This is a genomic window from Bacillus sp. RB3, from assembly GCF_030164735.1.
In the GTDB taxonomy this organism is placed as follows: Bacteria; Bacillota; Bacilli; order Bacillales; family Bacillaceae_G; genus Bacillus_A; species Bacillus_A cereus.
In genome coordinates this window covers 1-22946 of record NZ_JASNGE010000018.1, presented here as the reverse complement: position 1 = coordinate 22946, position 22946 = coordinate 1, and the positions used below count along the sequence as shown (strand labels likewise).

Below are 22946 nucleotides of genomic sequence, written 5' to 3'. Positions count from 1 at the left end.
AACCAAAATAGAACGAATTTTCAATTTTAAATTAGATTTTCTTGCATTTATAATTGCATTCTCTATAAATCATCTATGGTGAGCTTTTAAACTTTAAACATAAATAAAATTATATGTGAAGTTTTTTAATTTAGATGAGGATCTATAAGTGAATCCATTCCAGAGGAATAACATATGCTACAGATTTAATATTCTTCATAAAGTTATATACATAAACTAAATTCCTTCAAACGTTTTAAGAAAATATTGAGGATGAACATCGTTAGTGGAACGCTTCCTACCGAAGGCAAACTTATCTCTAGGATTGCTGACTTACAATTTTGCATTGTACGACTCCTAAGACAGACCAAATAAGTTCATATGCTACAGTACTGTTTATCCTTCCGTTCATGTTTTGATATGTACATACAATATTTTTATCTTATACCCATAACTATTGTCCTACAGACACTTTATATTATCTTCAAACCCACTATTTCACGAAACTGTAAAATTAAAACCACTAAATTTCCGAATAAACTGAAAACTAATGAGAAATTGACAAGAAATCTCAATAAGATCTTTTCAATATATCTTAACTTCAATCTCATGGAATCAGGACTCAATAATGATGCTATACAGGTGAGTATTCTATTAAGTAGAATTACAGAAACGATTCTGCTTATGCAGGATAAATTAAAAATTTTCCATTGGATCCTTTAACCTTTGTAAAAATTAGGTATTTAAATGTTATAAACAAAAAACGTAGGAATATTTAATTCCTACGTTTTTCATAAATAAATTTAATTTATTTATACAATTCCTCAAATTCGTCAATCTCAGCTTTACGCTTTAAAAATAGTTCCATATCTTTATTTTCTCTTTCTATTAACCCCAGAGCATGTGTATCATCCAAGGCTAACTCCTTATATCCCCATATATAATCTATAGTTGTATCTTTAACCTGTTTGTGTTCTGCACAATACCATTCTAAAGGTTGTAACGCATCGGATATTTTAAATAATTCTGCTGGATACCATGATGGCATATTTTCACGTTCTCCTAAGATTAAATATGTTAACTCACCACTTTGTAATTTACATATTCCATAAACAATATACTCTTTTTCAATGGTTAAATTAAATGTTTCCTCTGTTATCTTAGATAGGGCATTGCCGGTATTATATAAACAAGTTACTTTCATAACATATTCCCCTTATTTATTTTTATCTTTAAACTTAAAATTCAACCGTTTCACCTGTCCCCACATCAAATGCTTGATAATAACAAGCATAGCGTTTAAAAAGAAATTCATAATATTGTAGAGGTACAGAAACGAGTTGAGATATAAAGAATCAATATGAAAGAAAATCAAATTGATATAATATAAACCGCAGGAATTAAATATTTCCACAGTTTTATGTTTATCTAAGGTCCGTTTAATTATTTTACAACAATATAGAATTTACTTAGCATTTTTTCTTCTGCAAATACTTATCTTTCAATTTTTATATCCTTACACCATATTTCTAATTCCATAGGAGGCATAATTATATTACAGGTATATAATTTCAAGCCCTCTTTTTCTACTTCACCGATTTCAATATCATGAAGAAAATATGGTAACTGTTCATATGTAAATGTTTTTATTGGCTTTTCTTTTACATATCCCATGCTATGTTTGAAATCTATTCTATAGCAACCGCTAAATTGAAAATCTACGTCCTCATTTTCATCCTTATAAGTTAGGTGTACCTCATCACCAAAATAGTCGCATACTAATTTAGTAACCCATGCATCACAATAGTGTAACTTTTCAAATTCTGCTTGTATTCTCTGTACGTTCATTTTCGACCTCAATTCTTACTTTTTATATGGAATATGAGCATCTGGACTTTTAGCATCTACTATACTCCCATTTACATCTAATGGATTTTTATTCTCATCATATAAATGTACATGATCATATTTTGTTACTTTATCTGGTGGATCTATTCTCATCCTTATTGTACCATTACCATCTCGAACATGAACAAACCCATTATTCTCTGTGTATTTCCATCCTTCAGGAAGTTTTTCTAGTATTTCTTTTTTAGACATATTGGGTATATTTCGAGCATTTATTTTACCAAAAGCATTTGTGTACTTTGCAGCCGCCTCTAATGCTTTACCTTTCTTTTCAAGGTCACCAATCTTCCCTACAACTTTACCGATAACCCGTGTTGTACCACCAGATACGACGGCCAATGTGCCCCATGCATAATCGTCTGGACCGTATTTTTGACCTGTTACTAAGTCTTCACCTTTGATAAGTTGTCCAATTTCTTTTCCTGTACCAATTATTGGTGTAATACCCAATACGAATGATAAATCCCCATCATTCGCACGATTATAAATACGAGATGGATCTCCACCTAAATCACGCAATGCGTTATTCAAATTAATATTCCCAATGTTAGCTGCCGCTGCAGGGATATTATACTTATGTTGGGCAATTTTTGAAGCTGTTCCCATAAACGCATTTCCAAAGTCTAATCCTGTATTAACATCATTATAGATACCTGGTACTCTTTCTTGAAATGCTTGTAAATCTTTTGCTATAACTGGAACATTTTTTCTTGTTACTTGTACAAGTTCCTCCATCCCAGGTTTCGCCGCATCTATAGAGTGTTTTAATCGAATCGTACTTGTTGCAATGTTTCCTAAATCCTCAAATGTACCATTGTCGTGTAATACTTGCTGAATACGCTTATGACTCTCTGCTAATTCATGAAACGCATCTGTAGTTTGTTTTAAATACACATTAAATTGATCCTGGAACTTTAATACGTTTTGTGTATCTTCCATGATGACTGCATAAATTTGATTATTAAACTCTACCATTTGATCAAGAGATTTTACCACTTCTTGCTGGAATCGAAGCATTTCCTTAGACCCTCTAAGGATTAATTCTGAAAAATGCTTTGCTCGGTCTTCTGCATATTGTCCAAGATCATCACCATAAATTCCAGCTCTTTTTGCATCAGCCTGAAACATTTCTATCAGTTGTCGCATCTCTTCTTTTGTTAAGTGGTCCCAGTCATTCTTAATTTTTTTTCCCAGGACTTTCATTTTTTGATCAAATTCTAGTATTTGTTTTTTCTGTTCTTCTAGGTCATGTTTCGCATCTTCAGCGTCTTTTGCAACATTATTCATCAATTCAATTGAATCAGTGGTACTATTTTCTAAATCTTGTAGAGTTTTTAATGTATTATTGAGTAAAGGCTCGTCACTTTTGATGTATTTAAAAACACCTTCAAAAATTTTCAATTTACCATTTAATAAAGATAACGGTGTCTTTGCTTCTTGGTCAAAAATAATGGCATCATGGATACGTACATACCCTTTTTCACCTTTATATTTTACTTCATACCAAGAACCAACTTTTCCTGTTACTTCTATTAATTCTCCAGTATTTACTCGCTTTGCTCGTAAAACTTTCTTTAAGTCTGGTTCTGGATATACTTTTTTTACAAGAGATTCTAACGTGATCCAACCTTTTATCATTTCTCCATCATTATTAAAAGAGAAAACCTTGTCTTTATAGGTAAAATCTCCTGTTTGTAAGGCACCATTTGGATGTAACAGATACCAATCATATTCTAATTTCATCCAACCACTTTTTGGTTCACTTTCATAACTAAAGTAGTACGGTTTTCCATCTACTTGTTGCATACCTCGGGATAAGATACCACTTTTATCAAAATAATGCATTTTACCATCAATATACTGAATACCTTTTTGTAACGCACCGGATTTATTCGCATAATATTTCGCGCCACCTATATCAACCCAACCGGTTTGCATAAAGCCATCAGGTCCAAAATAGTATTGTTTATTATCAATAGTCTGAAGGCCTGTTACACGACTTCCATTTTTTAAATAATACGTCCATTTCCCCTCTTCTTGCACCCATCCTTTTGCATTATCAAATAACAACATAGATTTTAATTGTTGGAAATCATAATACACATTATTTACGTTCTCAATTAACTCGTGAATTTCTTTCTCCTGGTTTTTAATTACATTTGGAGGAAAGTATTTTTCTGGATCTTTTTTATACTCCGTTAGTATAAATCGCGTGAGGCTTGTTCCTTCTTTTACAACATCCCAAGAACGTGTGGGATTTTCTCCTATGACTACGGATTCAAATATTCTTACATACCCTATTTCTCCTTGGTATTTTACTTGATACCAAATACCTTGTTTACCAATAACCTCTAATATATCTCCGTCTTTTACAGGCTTTGATTCCAATAAAAATTTTGTTTCTGGTTTAGGATACATTCTTTTAATTTTAGAACGTAATGTAATCCATCCTTTTTCCATTTCCCCATATTTATTAATTTCAAATTGTTTCCCTTGATAGGTAATAACACCTGTTGCATATTTCCCATCACGTATATAACTCCAAGCTGTTCCTGAAAAACTCCATCCGGTTTGTAATTTTCCAGGTTCTTTATAATGAAGCCATTCATTTCCGACTTGTTTTTTCCCTTCAAACAACCTACCATCTTTGAAGAATTCATATTCTATTCCATCTAATGTGATTGTTTCTGTTCTTTTACTGCCATCTTTTTCATAATAATACCAATTCTCTTTCTCCTTCACCCAGCCTACTTTATTTAAGACTTCGGCTGCTGCTGTAAATGTTGGTGCATAGGTAGAAAATAATAAAAATAATGATACAATAAGTCCTATGACTTTCTTCATACTCGCATCTCCTTATCAATTCATTAAAAACTTTTTAATTATATATTAGATTTTAATGTTATTAAAAATATTCAATATAAATATGCATAATTGCATATTTATATTCTTGATAGTGCGATCCCAATCATACTGGGAAGGATTTCTTCCGTATCCCTAAATTATCTTTACCCCAAAAAAAGAACCTGTTTTCCATAGAAAACAGGTTCTTTTTCATTATTACTTCTCCGCTATACAATCTTTTATTTTTTGTACTCAAATAATTAAGATTTTTAAATAAAAAGTTTCGAAGTGAAACCCTTCTTTTGCTCAAAATAGATAGAGTATACTACAACAGTATTGGTTCTTTAATTAATGGTAAATACTCTATACTCATAGCATAATTTAATAACAAATTAATATACTCTTGATTTGGCTCTAAACAATGTATGTTCTTCAAATATCCTTGCGTGTATAAACAAGATGGTATAGCTACTGATAGCTCTTCTACAGATTCTAATAAAGGCATTATGAGCTCTAAAGCTTTCTGTTCATCAGTAGTTAGATTCGTATTAAAAAACTTCTCTATATACTTCTCTTGTTTCATTAACAGGATCTCGTACCCAAAAGCTTGTAAACAATTAATAAATTGATCCCATTTAAGCTGATTTGGATTACAAATATGCATGGTTTTATTTACTGTATTGGCCTTATAAGATAATTCAGTAATAGCTAAACTTCCATAGTCTACAGGCGTTAAATCTACATACGTATTGACATCAGGAGCTATGCTAGATAGGCATATCCCTTTTAATAATCTATAAAATGCGTTTTCATTAATATTGTATTGAAATTTACCCGTTTTAGAGTTACCCACTAAATTCCCCACACGGTATATCGTGGCACGAACTCCTTTTTCCATTGCTTCTCTGACCATTTTCTCGCCTTGAAACTTACTTTCTAGGTACAGATTATCCAAATTTTGCCCTCTATCAAAATTAGACTCAAAGAATTCAAATTCTTTTGGATCGCTTTCAGCCTGACCTACTACACTTAAAGTCGATATATAATGAAAACGTGCATTTGTGTTCTTAGCTAATTCCAATAAGTATTTTGTAGACTGAACATTTACCTTTTGAAAATGCTCACGTTCTCCATAGTGTCTAACTTCTCCACCACAATGTATGATTGACTCTACCCTATTCTTTAAATGGTCCAATTGCTTTGAATCTAGACCTAGATTCATCAAAGATAAATCCCCTTCAATTAATTCTACTCTCTCCTTCAACTTTTGGAGGATTTCTTTACCGAAATAAAACTCCATTCTTTCTTTTAACTTTGCACCAATTACTTGATCCTCATTTTTTCTTACTAAACAGTAAATAGTCGTAGATGGCAACTGTAATAACCTTTCTAAAATATGTGCTCCTAAATATCCTGTTGCCCCTGTAAGGAAAACTGCTTTTGGATAATTCACCATATCTAACTCACATTCTTCTAATTTAGTTGTTTCATAAACAGGAGTCGTTTTCGTTTCATTTTCCATACATGCTACATTCATATTTTTCTCTTTCTTGAACGACATATCTTCCATCTCTTCAATATGAGAGGCTAATTTTTCTATTGTTCTATACTTAAAGAAATCTTGAATTTTCAAGTTAGGGTATAACGGTTTTAATTTGACTAATGCCGGCATAACTTTTAAAGAATGTCCACCCAAATTAAAGAAATCATCTTTTAACCCTATAGATTTTACGTTTAGAACTTCAGACCATACCTTTGCAATGTCTTTTTGCACTTTAGTTTGAGGTTTAAGTTTACACTCATCTTTTTGCTCATAACCAAACTCTATTTTTGGCAGCTTTTCAAAATCAATTTTACCGTTCGCCGTTATTGGTATTTCTAACACATGAGAGTAATATTTAGGGACCATATATTCTGGCAATACATTTGATAAATGTAAAGCTAACTTATTTTTCTCTATCCCTATACCGTCCACTGTTTTATAATAAGCTTGCAGTAACATTCCATCTTCCGTTTGTGTTACTACAGCCTGACTTATCCCCTCAAGTTGTAACATTGCATCTTCTATTTCACCTAATTCAATTCTGTGCCCTCTAATTTTAACCTGCTTATCTTTTCTCCCCATAAATTCTATATTTCCATTTGGTAACCACCTTGCTAAATCACCTGTTCGATATAATCTTTTACTATTGTCTTCTGAAAATGGGTTTGAAATAAATGCCTGTTTTGTTTTTTCTTCCTGCTTCCAATACCCTTGGGCCAATCCTAAACTCTCAATATATAATTCGCCCATGCTCCCTACCGGACAATGTTGCATATATGAATTCAAGATATGAACCTTTGTATTAGAAATAGGAATACCAATTGGTATGCTTCCTAAAAGATTATTGTCGCCTTCTAAAGCTGGTATGAAATAATACATTGTTGAAACGGTTGCTTCAGTAGGGCCATACTCATTTACCAGCTGTACTTGGTTTTTAAAAGTATTTTGCCAACTTCTAATGGCATTTGTTGATGCAGCTTCCCCTCCCATTATTATAAATCTTAAAGAACGTATCTTTTCGCTATCCAGTTTCGTTAATGAAGTCGATAATTCATTGAAAAATACTGTTGGTAAGTCAGAAATAGTTGCTTGAATTTCTTGAATGGCTTGAGCATATGCGACAGTTGAATAGCGCTGTTCATCACTTAATACATATAGTTCTGCCCCATTTAACAAGGTAGAAAAAATTTCTGATACTGAAGAATCAAAACTATGGGAATAAAACTGTGTTACTTTATCATTTGGAGAGATCTGAAATACTTCATTTCTCCATTCAACTAAATTTAATACTCCTTTATGCGTTAATAATGTACCTTTTGGTTTTCCTGTTGAGCCTGAAGTATAAATTACATATGCCAAGTCATCTGGTTTATTTAAAATTTTCACATCATCATTTATAGTCGTACGATATATATCCTCTATTATTGAAACCTTATAATCACTTACATTCAAATGACTTTTGAATTTGTTACTCGTTATAATTCTACATGCCTCACTGTCACGAACTATATAATTTATTCTATCCTCAGGGTATTTTACATCGATTGGTATATAGGCAGCACCGGCTTTTAATATTCCAAGCATAGAAACGATACTATTCATACTTCTATCTAAAAATATGGCTACCTTATCACCTCTTTTTATACCTTTTTCGAGTAAATGTTGTGCTACTTGATTAGAGCTCATATTTAATTGTCTATATGTTAAAGATTCCGTTGCAGTCGCTATAGCAATCCGATCGGGTTGTCTATCTACTTGCATATGGAATTGCTCCTGTATATTTTGAAAATAAGGATATGGTCTTTCTGTATGATTTACCTTTTTATATATAGATTCTTCTTCCTGTGATAGGAATGAAAGATTTTCATATGCTACTGTTCGTTGATGAATAAAGGCGTCCAGTATAGTAAGTAGATTTTGAGTAAACCTATTAATTGACTCTTCCTTGAAAAGATTAATATCATACTCAAATGAAATCCCTACATAATCCAATCCTTCTTCAACAGCTAAAGAAATGTCAAATTTACTAATATCTTGTTTATTAGGTAACAACTGAAGCTTATACGCATCATGTTGCTGCAGAATATCTTTCTGATAACTAAACATAGTAGAAAAGATCGGGTTATTTCCAAAGCTTCTATCAGGATTTATTTGTTCAATTACTTTATCAAATGGATATGATTGGTTTTGGAAAGAATTCAAACATTTTTCTCTCACTACTTGTAATAGCTGTGTTAAATTTTTCACATCATTTAATTGTGTTCTAATTGCTAGGGTATTTACAAAAAATCCTTGTATTTGTTCAAATTCTTGATGATTCCTTCCAACAACCGGTGTACCTACAATAATATCTTTTTGATCTGTTAGATAATGTAACAATTGAATATACGCTGCTAAAAATAGCATATACATAGAAACATTCTCTTGTTCACATACTTGTTTCAAAGACTCTTTCATTTTATTATCTAACTTCATTTCAAATACTGTACCCTTATTTGTACTTTGACGATTCCTACTAAAATCTAAAGGAAGATTTAGTATAGGAAGAGGTGCTGAAAGTTCAGCCATCCAATAAGATTTTTCCGTATCCCACCGACCTAAATTTAACTGCTCCTGTTCCCACTCAGCATAATCTACATATCGATTAGAAATAGTTGGCAACTCAGGATTTCTACGTTTAGCAAAGGCACTATATACCCTCATTAATTCATCTAATAAATTCCTTACACTCCACTCATCTGTAATAATGTGATGTAAATTGATATATAAATAAGACTTTTTCTTATTCAGATTAAAAATTCTAATTCTAAAAAGAGGGCCCTTTTCTAAATCAAATGGTGTATGATCCGTTTGATTTATTGTTGTACGTATATATTCTTGTTGTTCTTTTTTAGACATGTGTTCAATCTCATCGTGAATCAAGTCAATCGCAATTGAGTTTAAAATGACTTGTCTAGGCTCCCCATTTCTTTCAATAAACACTGTTCGTAGCATCTCGTGTCGTTCAACTAAAAATCTTATGGTGTCTTGTAGAATATCCTTATTTAAACTCGGCTCAATATATATGTGTAGTGGTGTATCATATACTCTATTAATGGCGTTATACTTATTTAAAAACCAGATTCTTTTTTGAGCACTTGATAACTGATAACTTTCCTTATCTGCGACTTTTAATACTTGCATCTCCTGTTCTTCCCTATCATGATTTACTGCCATTAATTTATCGATGTAAGCAGATAGACTAGCAATCGTTGTATGCTCAAAAATATCTCTAATTTCAATTTTTAGATGAAACTCTTTTTGGATTTGATTTAACACTTGCACAGCAATTAATGAATGTCCCCCAAGTCCAAAAAAGTCATCCTCTCTGCTGATTCTATATTTCCCTAAATTTAAAATCTCTGCCCATGTTTTTGCTAACCTTTTTTCCGTTTCACTTATCGGTGGTACATATTGCTTCTGCATGTTTTCAAGTAAAGATGGGATTTGTAATTCTAATTTTTTTCTATCTAGTTTCCCGCTTGGCGATACAGGAAAACTTTTAAGATGAAATATATAATTGGGCATCATAAAATCTGGTAAACTTTCACTTAAGAATGTTTTTAATTCCTCTTGTTTTAGTTCTCTATTGTCTTTTGATAAATAAAAACTAACGATTTTATCGTTTTGGTAAGTAAATACTACAGCATCTCTCACCTCTGGATGTTTAAATAATGTTCCTTCGATTTCATCAAGCTCAATTCGATACCCACGTATTTTCACTTGATTATCTTTCCTTCCGATAAATTCCAAATTTCCATTCGGTAAAAGACGTACTAAATCTCCAGTACAATACATCTTTTTATCATGATTATAGGATTTATCGAAAGAAATAAATGCCTCTTTTGTTTTTTCCTTTTGATTTAAATATCCGTTGGCAACTCCATCACCGCCAATAAATAACTCACCTACTACACCTGACGGACATAATGTATTGAACGGACTAACCACGAAAACTTCACTATTAGCAATTGGTTTACCTATTGGGATATTAGAGATTTCTTTTTGTATCTCACCATTTACTTCATACATGGTTGCACATACAGTAGTTTCAGTAGGACCATATGCATTAAGAACTGGAATCTTTAACCCTAGTTTACTTTGCCATTTACGAACTGATTCAGCAGGTAAAGTTTCCCCTCCTACAAATACACGTTTTACAGAATTTAATTTAAGTAACATTTCTTTTGGCATATCAGCTATTAATTTAAAAAACGCAGTTGGTAAAACCACATTTGTAATACCATTCTTTTGAATTACATTTATAAATTCCTCTGCTGAACGTTTTTCGATTTCAGAAATTAAATGCATTCTTCCTCCACATAGCAAAATCGGAAATATTTCCATAATGGAGGCGTCAAAAATGATCGTTGCAAATTGTAAAAACACATCTTCTTTTCCTAAATGAAATGTATTGATTACTGAATATGCTAAATTAACTACGCCTTTATGTGGTACAACGACTCCTTTTGGCAAACCTGTTGAACCTGACGTGTAGATAATATAAGCTGCATCTTCTATGGTATGTGTAGACGCAATATTTTCTATAGAATTAGCGTAATGAAAATCTTCTAGATAAATTGTATGAATCGCAAACCGTTCAACCAATCCCCTGTATTCTTTCTTCGTAATAATCATTTGACTTTCGCTATCTTTTAAGATGTATTCTATTCTTTTTTCAGGAAACTTTGGATCAATTGGTACATAAACTCCACCTGATTTTAAGATGCCTAGAATCCATACAATGGTATCAATCTCTCTCTCCATTGTAATACTTACACGTTGTCCCTTTTTCAAATCATTTTCACATAAATAATTCGCTATTTGATTTGACCTTTGCTGCAATTCATAATAGGTAATGGATTTATCTCCCATTGAAATCGCTATTTGATTTGGCGATTTTAATGATTGTAGATCGATTAATTGATCTAGTGTTTTTGAATGAGGATATGTAAGAGCATTTGAGTTCATTTCTTTGTATAGACGATGATCTTTCTCTAAAAGTAAATCCAATGAATGGATAGGTTCGTTCACATTCTTCATTAGTTTTTGTAACAAATATATATATCTTTCGACTAAATCACTAATACTCTCTGTTTTATATAATGCTGAGTTATAGTCAACCTCAATTTTATTCTCTGTTTCCCCTTCATATCTCATTATTCTCCAGGTCATATTAAAAGGATTTACTCTTTTACAATCTGTTAAAACTGTTGACTCAATATCAGGAATTTTTAATTCTGGTATCTTCATCGTATTAAATGCTGTGGAATATACCATATTATGATTTGTATTTAGATTTAAATCCTTTACTATATGTGAATAAGGATTATGTTTATACGTAATAGCTAGATGAATAGATTTATTCACTTTATTAAGTATTCCCTTAAATGTCTCTCCCTTTTCTATTGTTATACGTATAGGTACTGTATTAACAAAATAACCAAAAGTATTTCGTTCTTCTGTATGTGGTCTAGTATTAATTGGAATACCAACAATTATCTCTTCAGCATTTGTCATTTGATGAAGCAAGGTACAATAAGTACTTAACATTACTCGATAAATACTTATATTATTTTTTTTAGCAAAACATTGTATTTGATAAAATAAATCCGAATTAATATTCTTACTTATATTTTTATCTGTATATCTTTTTTCATTCATTTTATTAAAATCAATAGGAAAATCTGTAGGAGTTAATTCACCTTGTAAATAATCTTTCCAATACGATGATCCATCTTTATATATTGCACTATCAATAAAACCCTCCTCATACTCTACGAGGTTCTTATAAGGAGATTCAAATTCTACATTCGTCTTCCCTTGAAGTAATTCACCATACGTATTGGATAATTGTCGGATGAAAACTCCTAAACTCCATCCATCGTAAATAATGTGATGAAACATTAAATGTAAAATAAATGTATCTTCACTGAATTTAATGATGTGGAATTTAAACAAAGGCCCCTCCTCTAAACTAAATTTCTCATTCACTATAGATTCTAAGAAATTTTTAAAAATAGATTTTTGTTCTGTGTTTTTAAAAGCAGTTAAGTCCTTAATTGGTATATCAAATTCTACATTCCTTTGAATTAATTGCTTTATTTTTTCATCCCTCTTCTTAAATATTGTACGTAGCGCCGGATGTGATTGCACTATCGTGGTAAGCGTTTTCTTTAAAACCTCTATTTGAAGATTTCCTTTTAACTTTATTATAATCGGTTCATTGTTCATTCCTTTTTCTATTTCCATTTGATGAGCTATCCATAATGCTTCTTGACCTACTGTTGCATCCAATTCTTCTACAATTTCATATTTCTTTTGTATTTCTTTCATATGAATTTCTCCTTTTATAAATATTTAAAAACGGATAATATTTACAGTTACAACTATATGTACATATTCTGCAATTTGTAAATCTATATTTTCCGACTAAATTCAACATTTATTTCGCTTATTGCATAGTTATTAAAATAATGAATAAAACTCATATTTATACTTTAACGGTTCATACTTTTATTCAATTTAAGCATAAAAAACCATTTCACTAATAATTCTAATTTCTTTTTATACAGTAATCTTACATATTTTATTAAAGGAAATAACCTAATTTATACCCCAAAAATAAATTCAAGAATATTCCAACTGGTCGCTATATATATTTCTAATAACATAAACTGTAAAGGAGGAGTCCGTACATAATGGAATATAGATTATTAGGTAACACAGGATTAATAGTTTCAGAGATAGGATTCGGTTCTTGGGCAATTGGTGGAGATGAATGGGGAGCAGTAAAAGATAATGAATCCATTGATGCAATTGAAAAAGCAATTGACCTAGGGGTCAATTTTATTGACACTGCTGATGTTTATGGATTAGGTCATAGTGAAACACTCGTTGCAAAAGCCATAAATAATCGCAGGCAGGATATAATTCTTTCTACAAAAGGTGGATTAATTGGTCATCATTATGACCCAAATCAACCAGCCGTTTATGGAGATCCTCAAAAGATCATTGATGCGTTTGAGGCTAGTTTACTACGGCTTAAAACGGATTATATAGATGTGTACTTTTGTCATATTTGGTGGGATAAACCAGAAGAAACAGAAGCCTTTCTACAAGCTTTCCAAACCTTAAAAAAATCTGGAAAAGTGAGAGCTGTTGGCGTTTCTACTAATGATTTAGATTATATAAAACATTTTAATCAGAATAATGATTTAGATGTCGTACAATTCGATTATAGTATTTTGAATAAAGAACCTGAAAAAGACATCCTTCCTTATATTGAAAAACATAATTTAGGTGCTGTGATAAGAGGTCCACTTAAGATGGGAATTTTAACTGGGAAATTTAATCATGAAACTCAATTTCCAGACGATGATTTAAGAAAAGATTGGCCAAAAGAAAAGTGGTTTAAAGATAGCTTAAACACAGTAGAGAAATTACGTTCACTTGTACGTTCAAATCGAAGTTTAGCGCAAGTTGCTTTACGTTATGTTTTAAGTCACCCAGCCGTTTCAGTTGCTATTCCTGGCGCAAAAAATTCTACTCAGGTTGAAGAAAACTCTTCACACTTAACTCGTCCATTATTATTAGATAATGAAATAGAATTCATTAAAAAGCTTTAATCAAATCATTATTCACCTACAAAAATTATGCTGATTCTTCTGCCAAATCCATACTACTACTTCTTCCCAACTAGAACATATCTTTAGCACTTCCACCCTATTTTTTATCTTTCCCCAACAATTTCTACAGTTTATAAGGTAGTTGAACCCTTTTATTCAACTACCTTATAATACGTTTTACATTATATTAAAATATCTACTACATTAGTTAAATACATGCTATGGTAACATGAAAACCAAATAAATAATTAATTCAGAAATATTTTTAGAAACTTTATTATCTCACAATTACTTTTTTTAAATAAATCAAAAAAATTTTCTTTACTTTAAATTCCATAGTTCATATAATCTTCTATGGAATTACATTTTTTTCTAAAAAGCTCCTCATTTCTAAGTATTCGAAAGGGAAATTACAAATTATTATACCCTTATGTTTAACCAAGTAAAATAAAAATCCAGTTTTTCACAAGGAGAAGTGACTGCATGCAAGATATTTTAAAGCTATTTCCGAGCGTTGACGGAAATGAAGAAAAACAACAACTTTTATTAGAATCTATGCAGAAAATAATCAAAAATCTTGACCGATTAAAAAATGAAGAGCGAGCTACTTTAGGTAAATGTGAGGAAAAATCAGAAGGATACTACAATAGCTTAATTCACCAAAGTCATATTCCACTAGCTGGCATCAATATGTCTGAGGTTATAGAAGAACTAAACCAATTTATGAATGGTCATCCTTATCCAAATAAATATTACTTGTCTAACGCTGTACCACTACCAAGTATACCTTCTCTATTAGGTGTAATAACCATGGCCCTTTTAAATGGTAATGGTGTTTGGGATGTATACGGTCCAGGGGCAGCAGAAGCAGAAGTAAAAGTGGTATCCATGCTTTCAAAACTGATAGGTTATAATCCACATAACAGCGGCGGCTATACAACATGGGGTGGACAAGGATGCGTGTTTTCGAGCTTGCGCTTAGCAATTTCTAAACAATTCCCATCAGCAAAAGAATATGGTGCTCCACAAAATGTATATTGCTTTGCTTCTGAAAACGCACATTATAGTTTATTAAAGTCAGCTGAAGCAACTGGCATTGGGTCAAATCACTTAATAAAAGTGAAAACTGATCCTTATACAAACTCTATGGATATAGAAGATTTAGAGAATAAAATGATACAAGTTATTGAAAATGGCGGTATTCCCCTTTATATTCTAGCTACTATGGGGTCAACAGATACTTTTACCATTGATGATATAAAAAAAATTAAAGAGAGTGCTGAAACAATACAGGAGAAATATAAATTAAAACCTATTTATATCCATGCTGATTCTGCAATGGGCGGATTCTATAGTTTCTTTAATAATTATAGTTTTGAAGAAAATTCACTCTCATTTGAACCTAATGTGAAAAATGCCTTACAATACGTACAAGATAAAATGCAATATATGTCCCTTGCAGACAGTGTATGTTTTGATTTTCATAAATTAGGACAAACACCTTATGCTTCAAGTATTCTAATCGTAAAAAATCATACTGATTTACAACTGATGGACATTGAACAAGATGATACACCTTATCTTGGTAATAGATCATATGGGAGTTATCATACAGGCTATACCTTAGAATGTTCTCGAGCTGGTAGTGCTATTCCGATGTATATCAATCTATTAGCCTTTGGAATTGAAGGATATCAAAAATTATTAGCAAACTATATTCGTGTAAATCTATTATTTAGAGAGAAGTTGCGCAAGGCCCTCCCTCAAGTCGCAATCACAAATGATTTTACATATGGACCAATTACAACTTTCCGTTTCTATCTGAATGGAGATGGCCAAGAAAATTGGGAAAAAGAACGAATAGGACTTGCAACAAAGGAAGAAATTGAGGATACAAACCGATTAAATATAGAACTATTTAATTACCTAGGAAAAAATCGCGATCAAGTATTTTTTGGTGATACAACTCGTTCTTGTGTAGTAGATGTAATAAACAGTTATGATAGAAATCCGATTTCTACATTAAAGTTCTTTTCTATCTCTCCATATACAACTGTTGAATGTATAGATGATATCGTAGAATTTCTTTATAAACATATTTCGATTGCTACTAAACAGATTCATTCATATGTTTAATAACCATTTTTGTTAGCGCTTTAATAGTTAAACTTAACTAAATGAAATAAAATTTTTAACCCTTTTAATTACTATTAACTATATCAGGAAAGAGGAAAAACATATGAATATAGAGCTACTTGATACACACCACGTAAAAGATGCAGCACATTTACTTGCACATTCTTTTGTGAATAATGAACCGCTTGTAAGCAGTTTACAAATTCCTTTTGCTCCTTTTCACAAAATGTGCGAAGAAATGATGAAACAAGCTGTATCTCAAGCTATGTCATTTGTAGCAATAGAAAATTTTCAAATTGTTGGAGTTCTTTTAACAAAAAAAGTAACCCAGCCACTAATAGATACAGAGAAAGCGATTGAACTATGCCCGCAAATGGAACCTATTTTTCAACTTTTAGATACATTAGAGACAGAATCTGTTGAGTTTTCTCATTTAGATAAAGAAAAATTGGTCTATCTAGATATGGGCGCTTGTCATCCAGATTGGATGGGAAGTGGTATAGTCACTACCCTTCTTTCACATGCCATTCAAGAAATAAGTAAAAGAGATTATGATTTTATTGCTGCTTGTACAAATAAAATTTCTCAAAGAATCCTAAAAAAACTGTGTACGACCTATGAAATGAATGAAATAGTGTATAGTAATTTTCTTTATAAGGAAGCATACCCATTTGCTAATACAACAACTTCCTTAACAGCTCAATTACTATATATACCTCAATCTCAATTCGTCATCAAGGCCATATAAATTTGTGAAGAAGACTAGCTGTACTTGAGTGCAGCTATTTTTTATACAGAATAAGTTAGTAAAAGATATTCAAGTTAACATAAGTGTCACCTTTCACAATTTTACCAAATCATTAAAGGAATCTCCTTTCCCCTATCGAATTATTGTAGAGGAAAGGAGAGGAATACATGGAAATTCTAGGATTAGATCCTCGCGCATTAGCGACTTTAGGTGCACTTGAATACACCAATCGACGCAATAAATTAATTGAAGACTCGGAGAATAACATATATGAGTGTAAAGAAATAAAAGAAATACTTCAATCACTCCCTAAAGAGAAGCAGATTGAGGTTCTTGAGAATCAAGCTCACTTTGAAGCTGTGGCAAAGATGATTGAACAAAACAATTTAATTCTTTTAGAACAGATGAAAGCTCTACAGCTAATTCAGAAATAACAAACTTATGATTAATTAATTCTACATATGCTTCCATAAATAATGTATCTTTATTTATACCATCAGCCTCTGTTTTTACAGGGGCTTTTGTTATGCGTTGATTCATATTTTGAATTTGAATAGTTTCTTTCACATGTATGAATAGGTCTTTTAGTAAACCTGGTGTCGGCTCTAATTCTTGTTTTTCAATTTCCTCTGTTACGGCACTTATAAATTCCCATAGTACCTTTGCACCTAACAGTTCTGCTAAGCGTTTTTCACGCATTTCAAATCTTTTTATATTCACATTAAACACTTCCCTTATCTAATATTTTCTTAAAAATAACTAATAATTTATTTCGTTTTAGGAAAAAACTATAGAAACATAACTTATCACGTTTCTAATTACACAAAACGTGACATTAATCTTCAAAAAAAAGAGTCCAATCAAAATTTAGTACCTTAGCTATATTCTTTGCAACAGGAACACTTGGATTTCTTTCACCACTTTCAATCATTGCATACATACTTCTAGATATTCTTGCCTTATATGCAATATAATCCTGTGTTTTCTGTCTATATTTGCGTTTTTCCAATAACCATAACCTCATTGTTCCCCTCCTTTTATTGTCACAAAATGTGTATCTAACAATCACATTACATGAAAAAAATTATAAATTCAACATTTTTTACACATTTCGTGTATTTTATCAAATGTTACATATTGTGACGTTATAATTGATATAGAAAACATCTAAAAGGAGGTAGCATATGTTTGGCACAAGACTACACACTCTTCGAAAAGAACGCAAACTGCGTCAAGAAGACATGGCAAAACAACTAGGGATCGCCCGAACTACATATGCAATGTATGAACAAGGAAATCGTGAACCCGATTATAATACATTGATAAAATTAGCCACTTTCTTTGAAGTATCAATTGATTACCTCCTCGGTACAACTAAAATAAAACAAGTTACAGACATACAAGATCCTGCCCTTTACCAATGGTTTAAAGATATAAGCAATGCGACTCCTCAAAAACGTGAGGAATTAAAAAAGTTTTGGGAGTTTATAATACAAAGAGAAGACTAGATTATTTAAAAGACCTCCACCTTGACAGGGTGGAGGTCTTGAGTTCGAGCCTCTCCGGGGGCATAGTTGTAGAAACCGTATCAAATTAGTATTTCGTGCGAACTTCTAGTTGTTAAAAAAAAGAGTAGTTTGTCACTACCCTTTTCTTATAGTATCACTTGTAAATTGTGGTTACTATTTGATATATATAATTCAGTATAAAGGCAACGAAGATCAAAGCAAACATTAAATTAGGTTCGTTGAGTCTCTCTCTCCATGTTTTAGTTTTTTTGTTTATACGAATGATATTACCACCAACAATTCTGCTGGATAATTCTAATTTATCATAATCACCTACAAGGAGCTTTACAGTTAATTCATCTTTTGGATTTAACAACAAAGGTTTGATTCCCAAATTTTCTCCAGAATTATCGTTATAAATGATGCATTGTAAATCATTTGGACTCTTCTTATATATTTCTGCATCAAACACTTTGGCTGTTCTATAGTAGTCTGTAAAATTGATTAAGATATCCGTTTCAAAGTCTTCTTTTCTTATAGGTTCATTACCACTGTTTGATATTTTTAATATAACCAAATTCAAATTATGTTTAACTTCAATATCATCAATATGAATACTAACTCTTTTATGCATTTGTGTAATTAGCGGTGTCGTAGATATTTCTTGATATGATAATTCTTTCTTTTTCTTGTTCTTTCGATAAAAATAGATACTTAAGCAAATGCTCACTACCGTCAGTAAGAAAGCATTTTGCTTTATAAAATTCAAAATTTCCAATAGTACACTCTCTCCATTCTTTTGTTGTAAAAAGTAGTAATTCTTATTTTATTGATATATACGATTATCTACTGTTTTATAATCCATAACCATTTATTCAAAATTTATTCTCTCTTTTCCGTTAGATCACCAATATGTAAATCTATTACTTCTCCACTCGAATATTTTCCTACAATTCTCATTTTTAGCTATTTCTCCTAGTCATTAATTATATCTTTAGTAAACCCTATGATCTCTTGTTTTGCTTAAATAAAAACCAATTGTATTTCTTCCTTTTGAACCACTAACACGATATAGGAACGTCCATTGATCTTTGACTTTCACATACGCATCCTTGACTCGCAAGAACCATTGGTTGATAAAAGTGGCTTTATCCGTGCTTATTTAATCTTCCCCCCATATAGACTGATAAAACTCTTTCCCTTCCCTTGATATATCGATATTCTGTATTAAATCCTTATTATAGTTGAAACTATTCTGTGTTTCTCTATGTAAAATAGGAAATTCAGATATATCATCTATAGAGAGTGCCTGCCAAACCTTTTTTATAATTTCTCGATTCTCTACATCAATAAATTTATAATTGCTCATAATTGGTTGAACAGTTGATAAATGTTGATCATCCTCTTCCCAATTCACCCATTCAGCAATGACACCAATAGTATTAAAATCAGGATCTTGGGGTAAAACTGACAAAATAATATCTTGAATTTGTATAGGCAAATCTTCCATCACACCTTGTACCATATTTCGTACAACCATATGATCTAAAACTACAATAATCACTCCCTTTTTCCCAGACATTTCTATTTGTTTAACGGCCTTTATTATGTTCTGTAAAAGCGCTAACTTAGAAGCAGGTGCCTTTACTTCTACTACAAATGTCCCCGTGTTTAAAATAAAATCGGGTTCCCCCTCCCCCCCCTCATTAAAGCTTAGACCACCTTCGAGTAGTCTTACTGCAATGGCTAATTGCAGTTCAAAGTTTCTAAAATAATTGCCAGTTTCGCCGGACTGATAGGCACCTGTTTCGCCAAAATCTCCACCAACCACCATATTTTTAGCAATGGTATCTGCTAAATGACCGTTTTCCAATTTATCCAATGCCCATAAAGTATATGCAGTTTCACCAAAAGATTTTAATAGGGGCTTATTCTCTGCAAACTTTTCATTTGCTATAATCTTTTTCACATAACTGAGCAAACCATTTATTCCATCTATACCATTCAAATTATTTCTAATACAGAATTTTTCTACAACATCCACTACAAAATTAATGTCTTTTGTTCTCCACTCATCTAATAAACCTTCAAATAGCATTGAATGCTTCATCTCCTTTTAGTTAAATCGGTAGCTAAACTTATGAATCTTTTCGCTTCATAATAGAATTCGTAAATTTATTAACATACCTTTATCATATTAGATAAATATATCATAAACTTTTCATAACATCATGCGTGGCTCGCCCAATTCTTTAAAAATGTTTTCTAATTACATTACTAACAATTTCTGCTATTCATTGTTCTGTTGCAAAGTTCCCTAAAAAACAAACAGAAACATAAAAATATGCGGAAAGATTATATGATTATTAGAAATTGTTGCAATTCATGATACACAAAAAGGCGGATTCTGTTTGGGGTATTCATCTTTGTTTATATAAGGCATGAAGCATAACGAATTCATTAAAGTTCTACTGAATTTGAAAATTAACACTATGCATGTCAGTGCTCCTGCTCTATAAGATTGATTAAACATTTGATTATGTAATGAGTCGTATGTTTTCAGAAGCCCTTTCCCATTAAATCCTTGATTGAATATCTCCACATAATGTTATGAAAATACTTAATCTCAATTTTAGAAAGGATTTATGCATAGCAGATACCTAAATATTAATTAATCATGATATAATAATTAATATTTCAAACCATCCCAAAAGGAGGATTTATAAATACATGTCATTTAACGAAATTGCTGACATAGCTAAAATTGTAGGTGCAGCTGTAGGAGTTTGGGGGATTGTAAAAGGATTTAGTAACCTCTATCTTGAAGCGTCTACAACCAAAGAATTTGATCAATTATTTAAAGATAAAACTAAACGTAAGCAAATGGATATTTTTACGTTTGTGCAAAGTATAGCCCTTTCAGGAATATTTGTTTTTATTCTCCCTGCACTTTATTTTAAATTTTTCATTCCTAGCATACCAAATAATTATTTTTTGATTTTAAAACCATTACATAAAGGGATTGAACTCTCTTTTTATTCCTTATTTCTAATACTGGTAATAATAACAGCTATTCTGCCCTTTATTAAACCTAAAAAATACGGTCTATTCTGTAATGCTATTAGATGGCTTGCCATACTCAACATGATCAATTTTATGATTTTTTATTGGGCTTTTTTCAATATTAATTTCAATATAATACAAAATAACAGAGAAAATTTTATATTATTCGTTATATTCATTCCTTTATTTATGAGCTTTTTTTATAAATATCTTAATCAACAACTGATAGATAAACATAAAACACAATATCTTGTAGAAAATTTAAGTGAAGAACAAATAGAAAAGTTGAAATTAATACACAATTTTATTATCGATGATAAAAGAAGTGTACTCCATGAAAAGTACAAAGAGGAAGAGGGAACTTTTTATGTTTGCGATTTTTCATCCAAAGTGTATTTAAAATACTCAAAAATGAAAACAAGAAAATCCTCTTCTGATTAGAAGTATACGACCAGAACCAGCATCCATTATGGGTGCTTTTTCATTTATATTAAACCTAAAGTTATCTAATATAACATAAGTCGAAAAATCTGCCTTCTCAAGTCAATACTTAAAAAGATTGTTTTTAAGAAAGAAAATCCTCGGTATAAATTCTCCCCTCAGACATTATATCCCAAACTCCTAAAGTAAGCTTGTACATATTTTAAAAGCTTCTATTACAAATTCAAATGATAGTCAAAATATTAGAGAGTTTCTCTTTTAGACCAAAATCTATACCCGTAATTTTCTTAATTTTCCTAGCCCTTTCTTGTTTTTTATAGTATTAAAATATGCAATTGAAATATGCCTAATAATGTAATTAGTTTTAAACGTGGCTGATACAGAACTATCTATTTTTCAAACGTTAATCTTAATATCTTCAATAATTCAATGACTTCATTCTTTGTGAAATTATTAATATTAAAAGATGAAAAATCTACCGCTTGTGCAGATAATCCCAAAAATAAATTTAGGTATGCTACTTGCTAGATAATTAAATTTCTAAAGTCAAGTTAGGGTATGATGGGTTATTTACAATAGAAGACAAAAACTATATTCAAGTAATAGGATTAGAATTTCGCAATTTAAAATCAGCGAAAGTTAACGCAACCCCTATTGGTATTTATATCACTGGAACAGGAAGTTATATTGATATTAGAAATAATTATATTCACCACATTGAAGCAAATGTAAAGAATGGAAACGCACATGGCATTGCTGTATACGGTACTTCATCTAGTGCACAAAATAATTTAAATCATATTGTCATCGATAATAACGAAGTAGCAAATTTGAAATTAGGATTAAGTGAAGCCATTGCTGTGAATGGGAATGTGGATTCTTTTGAAGTTACCAATAACAAAATATATGATAACAACATTAGAATTGTTCTGCTTGAATATGAAGGAGTATCTCTAGTAGCCACTTTAGATCATCACAATGCATCTATCAATAATCACTATGCATATCAATGAAATTGAAAAAGATGACTCCTGTTGAATGGTCTTACCCCTGTCAAGTAGACAGTAATAGATTAGGTGTCTTTTCATTAAGCAGCCTTAGTTCCAAAT

General features: G+C 31.2%; 13 protein-coding genes and 2 pseudogenes. 6 read left to right on the top strand and 9 right to left on the bottom strand.

Annotated features, from left to right (window positions below; genetic code table 11):
* Window positions 1-787: 787 nt before the first annotated feature.
* From QO049_RS20755 to QO049_RS20740, 4 genes are all read right to left on the bottom strand, one after another.
* Window positions 788-1183: a hypothetical protein gene (locus QO049_RS20755; RefSeq protein WP_000868983.1), complete on the bottom strand. Its 396-nt coding sequence runs from the start codon at window positions 1181-1183 to the stop codon at window positions 788-790.
* A gap of 290 nt (window positions 1184-1473) precedes the next feature.
* On the bottom strand, window positions 1474-1827 hold the full coding sequence (locus QO049_RS20750) for a hypothetical protein (RefSeq protein ID WP_001102753.1): 354 nt from the start codon (window positions 1825-1827) through the stop codon (window positions 1474-1476).
* 15 nt (window positions 1828-1842) lie between these two features.
* On the bottom strand, window positions 1843-4731 hold the full coding sequence (locus QO049_RS20745; protein WP_061663544.1) for a pre-toxin TG domain-containing protein: 2889 nt from the start codon (window positions 4729-4731) through the stop codon (window positions 1843-1845).
* A gap of 325 nt (window positions 4732-5056) precedes the next feature.
* On the bottom strand, window positions 5057-12649 hold the full coding sequence (locus QO049_RS20740; protein WP_284489424.1) for a non-ribosomal peptide synthetase: 7593 nt from the start codon (window positions 12647-12649) through the stop codon (window positions 5057-5059).
* A 365-nt stretch (window positions 12650-13014) separates the two neighbouring features.
* On the opposite strand from QO049_RS20740, the gene QO049_RS20735 reads away from it, so the two are divergent.
* From QO049_RS20735 to QO049_RS20725, 3 genes are all read left to right on the top strand, one after another.
* Window positions 13015-13941, top strand: coding sequence for an aldo/keto reductase (locus QO049_RS20735; protein ID WP_277510178.1), 927 nt, complete (start codon window positions 13015-13017; stop codon window positions 13939-13941).
* 483 nt (window positions 13942-14424) lie between these two features.
* A complete protein-coding gene (locus QO049_RS20730) occupies window positions 14425-16077 on the top strand; it encodes a pyridoxal phosphate-dependent decarboxylase family protein (protein WP_284489423.1) in 1653 nt (550 codons plus the stop codon).
* A gap of 103 nt (window positions 16078-16180) precedes the next feature.
* Window positions 16181-16825, top strand: coding sequence for a GNAT family N-acetyltransferase (locus QO049_RS20725; protein ID WP_284489422.1), 645 nt, complete (start codon window positions 16181-16183; stop codon window positions 16823-16825).
* A 309-nt stretch (window positions 16826-17134) separates the two neighbouring features.
* On the opposite strand, the gene QO049_RS20720 is transcribed toward QO049_RS20725, so the two are convergent.
* A complete protein-coding gene (locus QO049_RS20720) occupies window positions 17135-17545 on the bottom strand; it encodes a hypothetical protein (protein ID WP_284489421.1) in 411 nt (136 codons plus the stop codon).
* A gap of 115 nt (window positions 17546-17660) precedes the next feature.
* The gene (locus QO049_RS20715; protein WP_284489420.1) at window positions 17661-17849 is read right to left on the bottom strand and encodes a helix-turn-helix transcriptional regulator; all 189 of its coding nucleotides are present in this window, start codon (window positions 17847-17849) and stop codon (window positions 17661-17663) included.
* Window positions 17850-18009: 160 nt separating this feature from the next.
* Between QO049_RS20715 and QO049_RS20710 the strand changes: the two genes are divergently transcribed.
* Window positions 18010-18333 (top strand): helix-turn-helix domain-containing protein, encoded by a 324-nt coding sequence (locus QO049_RS20710; RefSeq protein WP_284489419.1) that lies wholly within the window; start codon window positions 18010-18012, stop codon window positions 18331-18333.
* Window positions 18334-18487: 154 nt separating this feature from the next.
* On the opposite strand, the gene QO049_RS20705 is transcribed toward QO049_RS20710, so the two are convergent.
* From QO049_RS20705 to QO049_RS20695, 3 genes and pseudogenes are all read right to left on the bottom strand, one after another.
* A complete protein-coding gene (locus QO049_RS20705) occupies window positions 18488-19111 on the bottom strand; it encodes a hypothetical protein (RefSeq protein ID WP_201039922.1) in 624 nt (207 codons plus the stop codon).
* A 225-nt stretch (window positions 19112-19336) separates the two neighbouring features.
* A pseudogene (locus QO049_RS20700) lies at window positions 19337-19453 on the bottom strand (DDE-type integrase/transposase/recombinase); the annotation flags it as partial.
* A 42-nt stretch (window positions 19454-19495) separates the two neighbouring features.
* Complete coding sequence (locus QO049_RS20695) at window positions 19496-20431, bottom strand: hypothetical protein (protein ID WP_284489418.1); 936 nt, start codon at window positions 20429-20431, stop codon at window positions 19496-19498.
* Between the two features lie 632 nt (window positions 20432-21063).
* On the opposite strand from QO049_RS20695, the gene QO049_RS20690 reads away from it, so the two are divergent.
* Both QO049_RS20690 and QO049_RS20685 read left to right on the top strand, forming a co-directional pair.
* Window positions 21064-21837: a hypothetical protein gene (locus QO049_RS20690; protein ID WP_284489417.1), complete on the top strand. Its 774-nt coding sequence runs from the start codon at window positions 21064-21066 to the stop codon at window positions 21835-21837.
* A 539-nt stretch (window positions 21838-22376) separates the two neighbouring features.
* Window positions 22377-22832: pseudogene (locus tag QO049_RS20685) on the top strand (DUF5123 domain-containing protein); the annotation flags it as partial.
* Window positions 22833-22946: the final 114 nt, after the last annotated feature.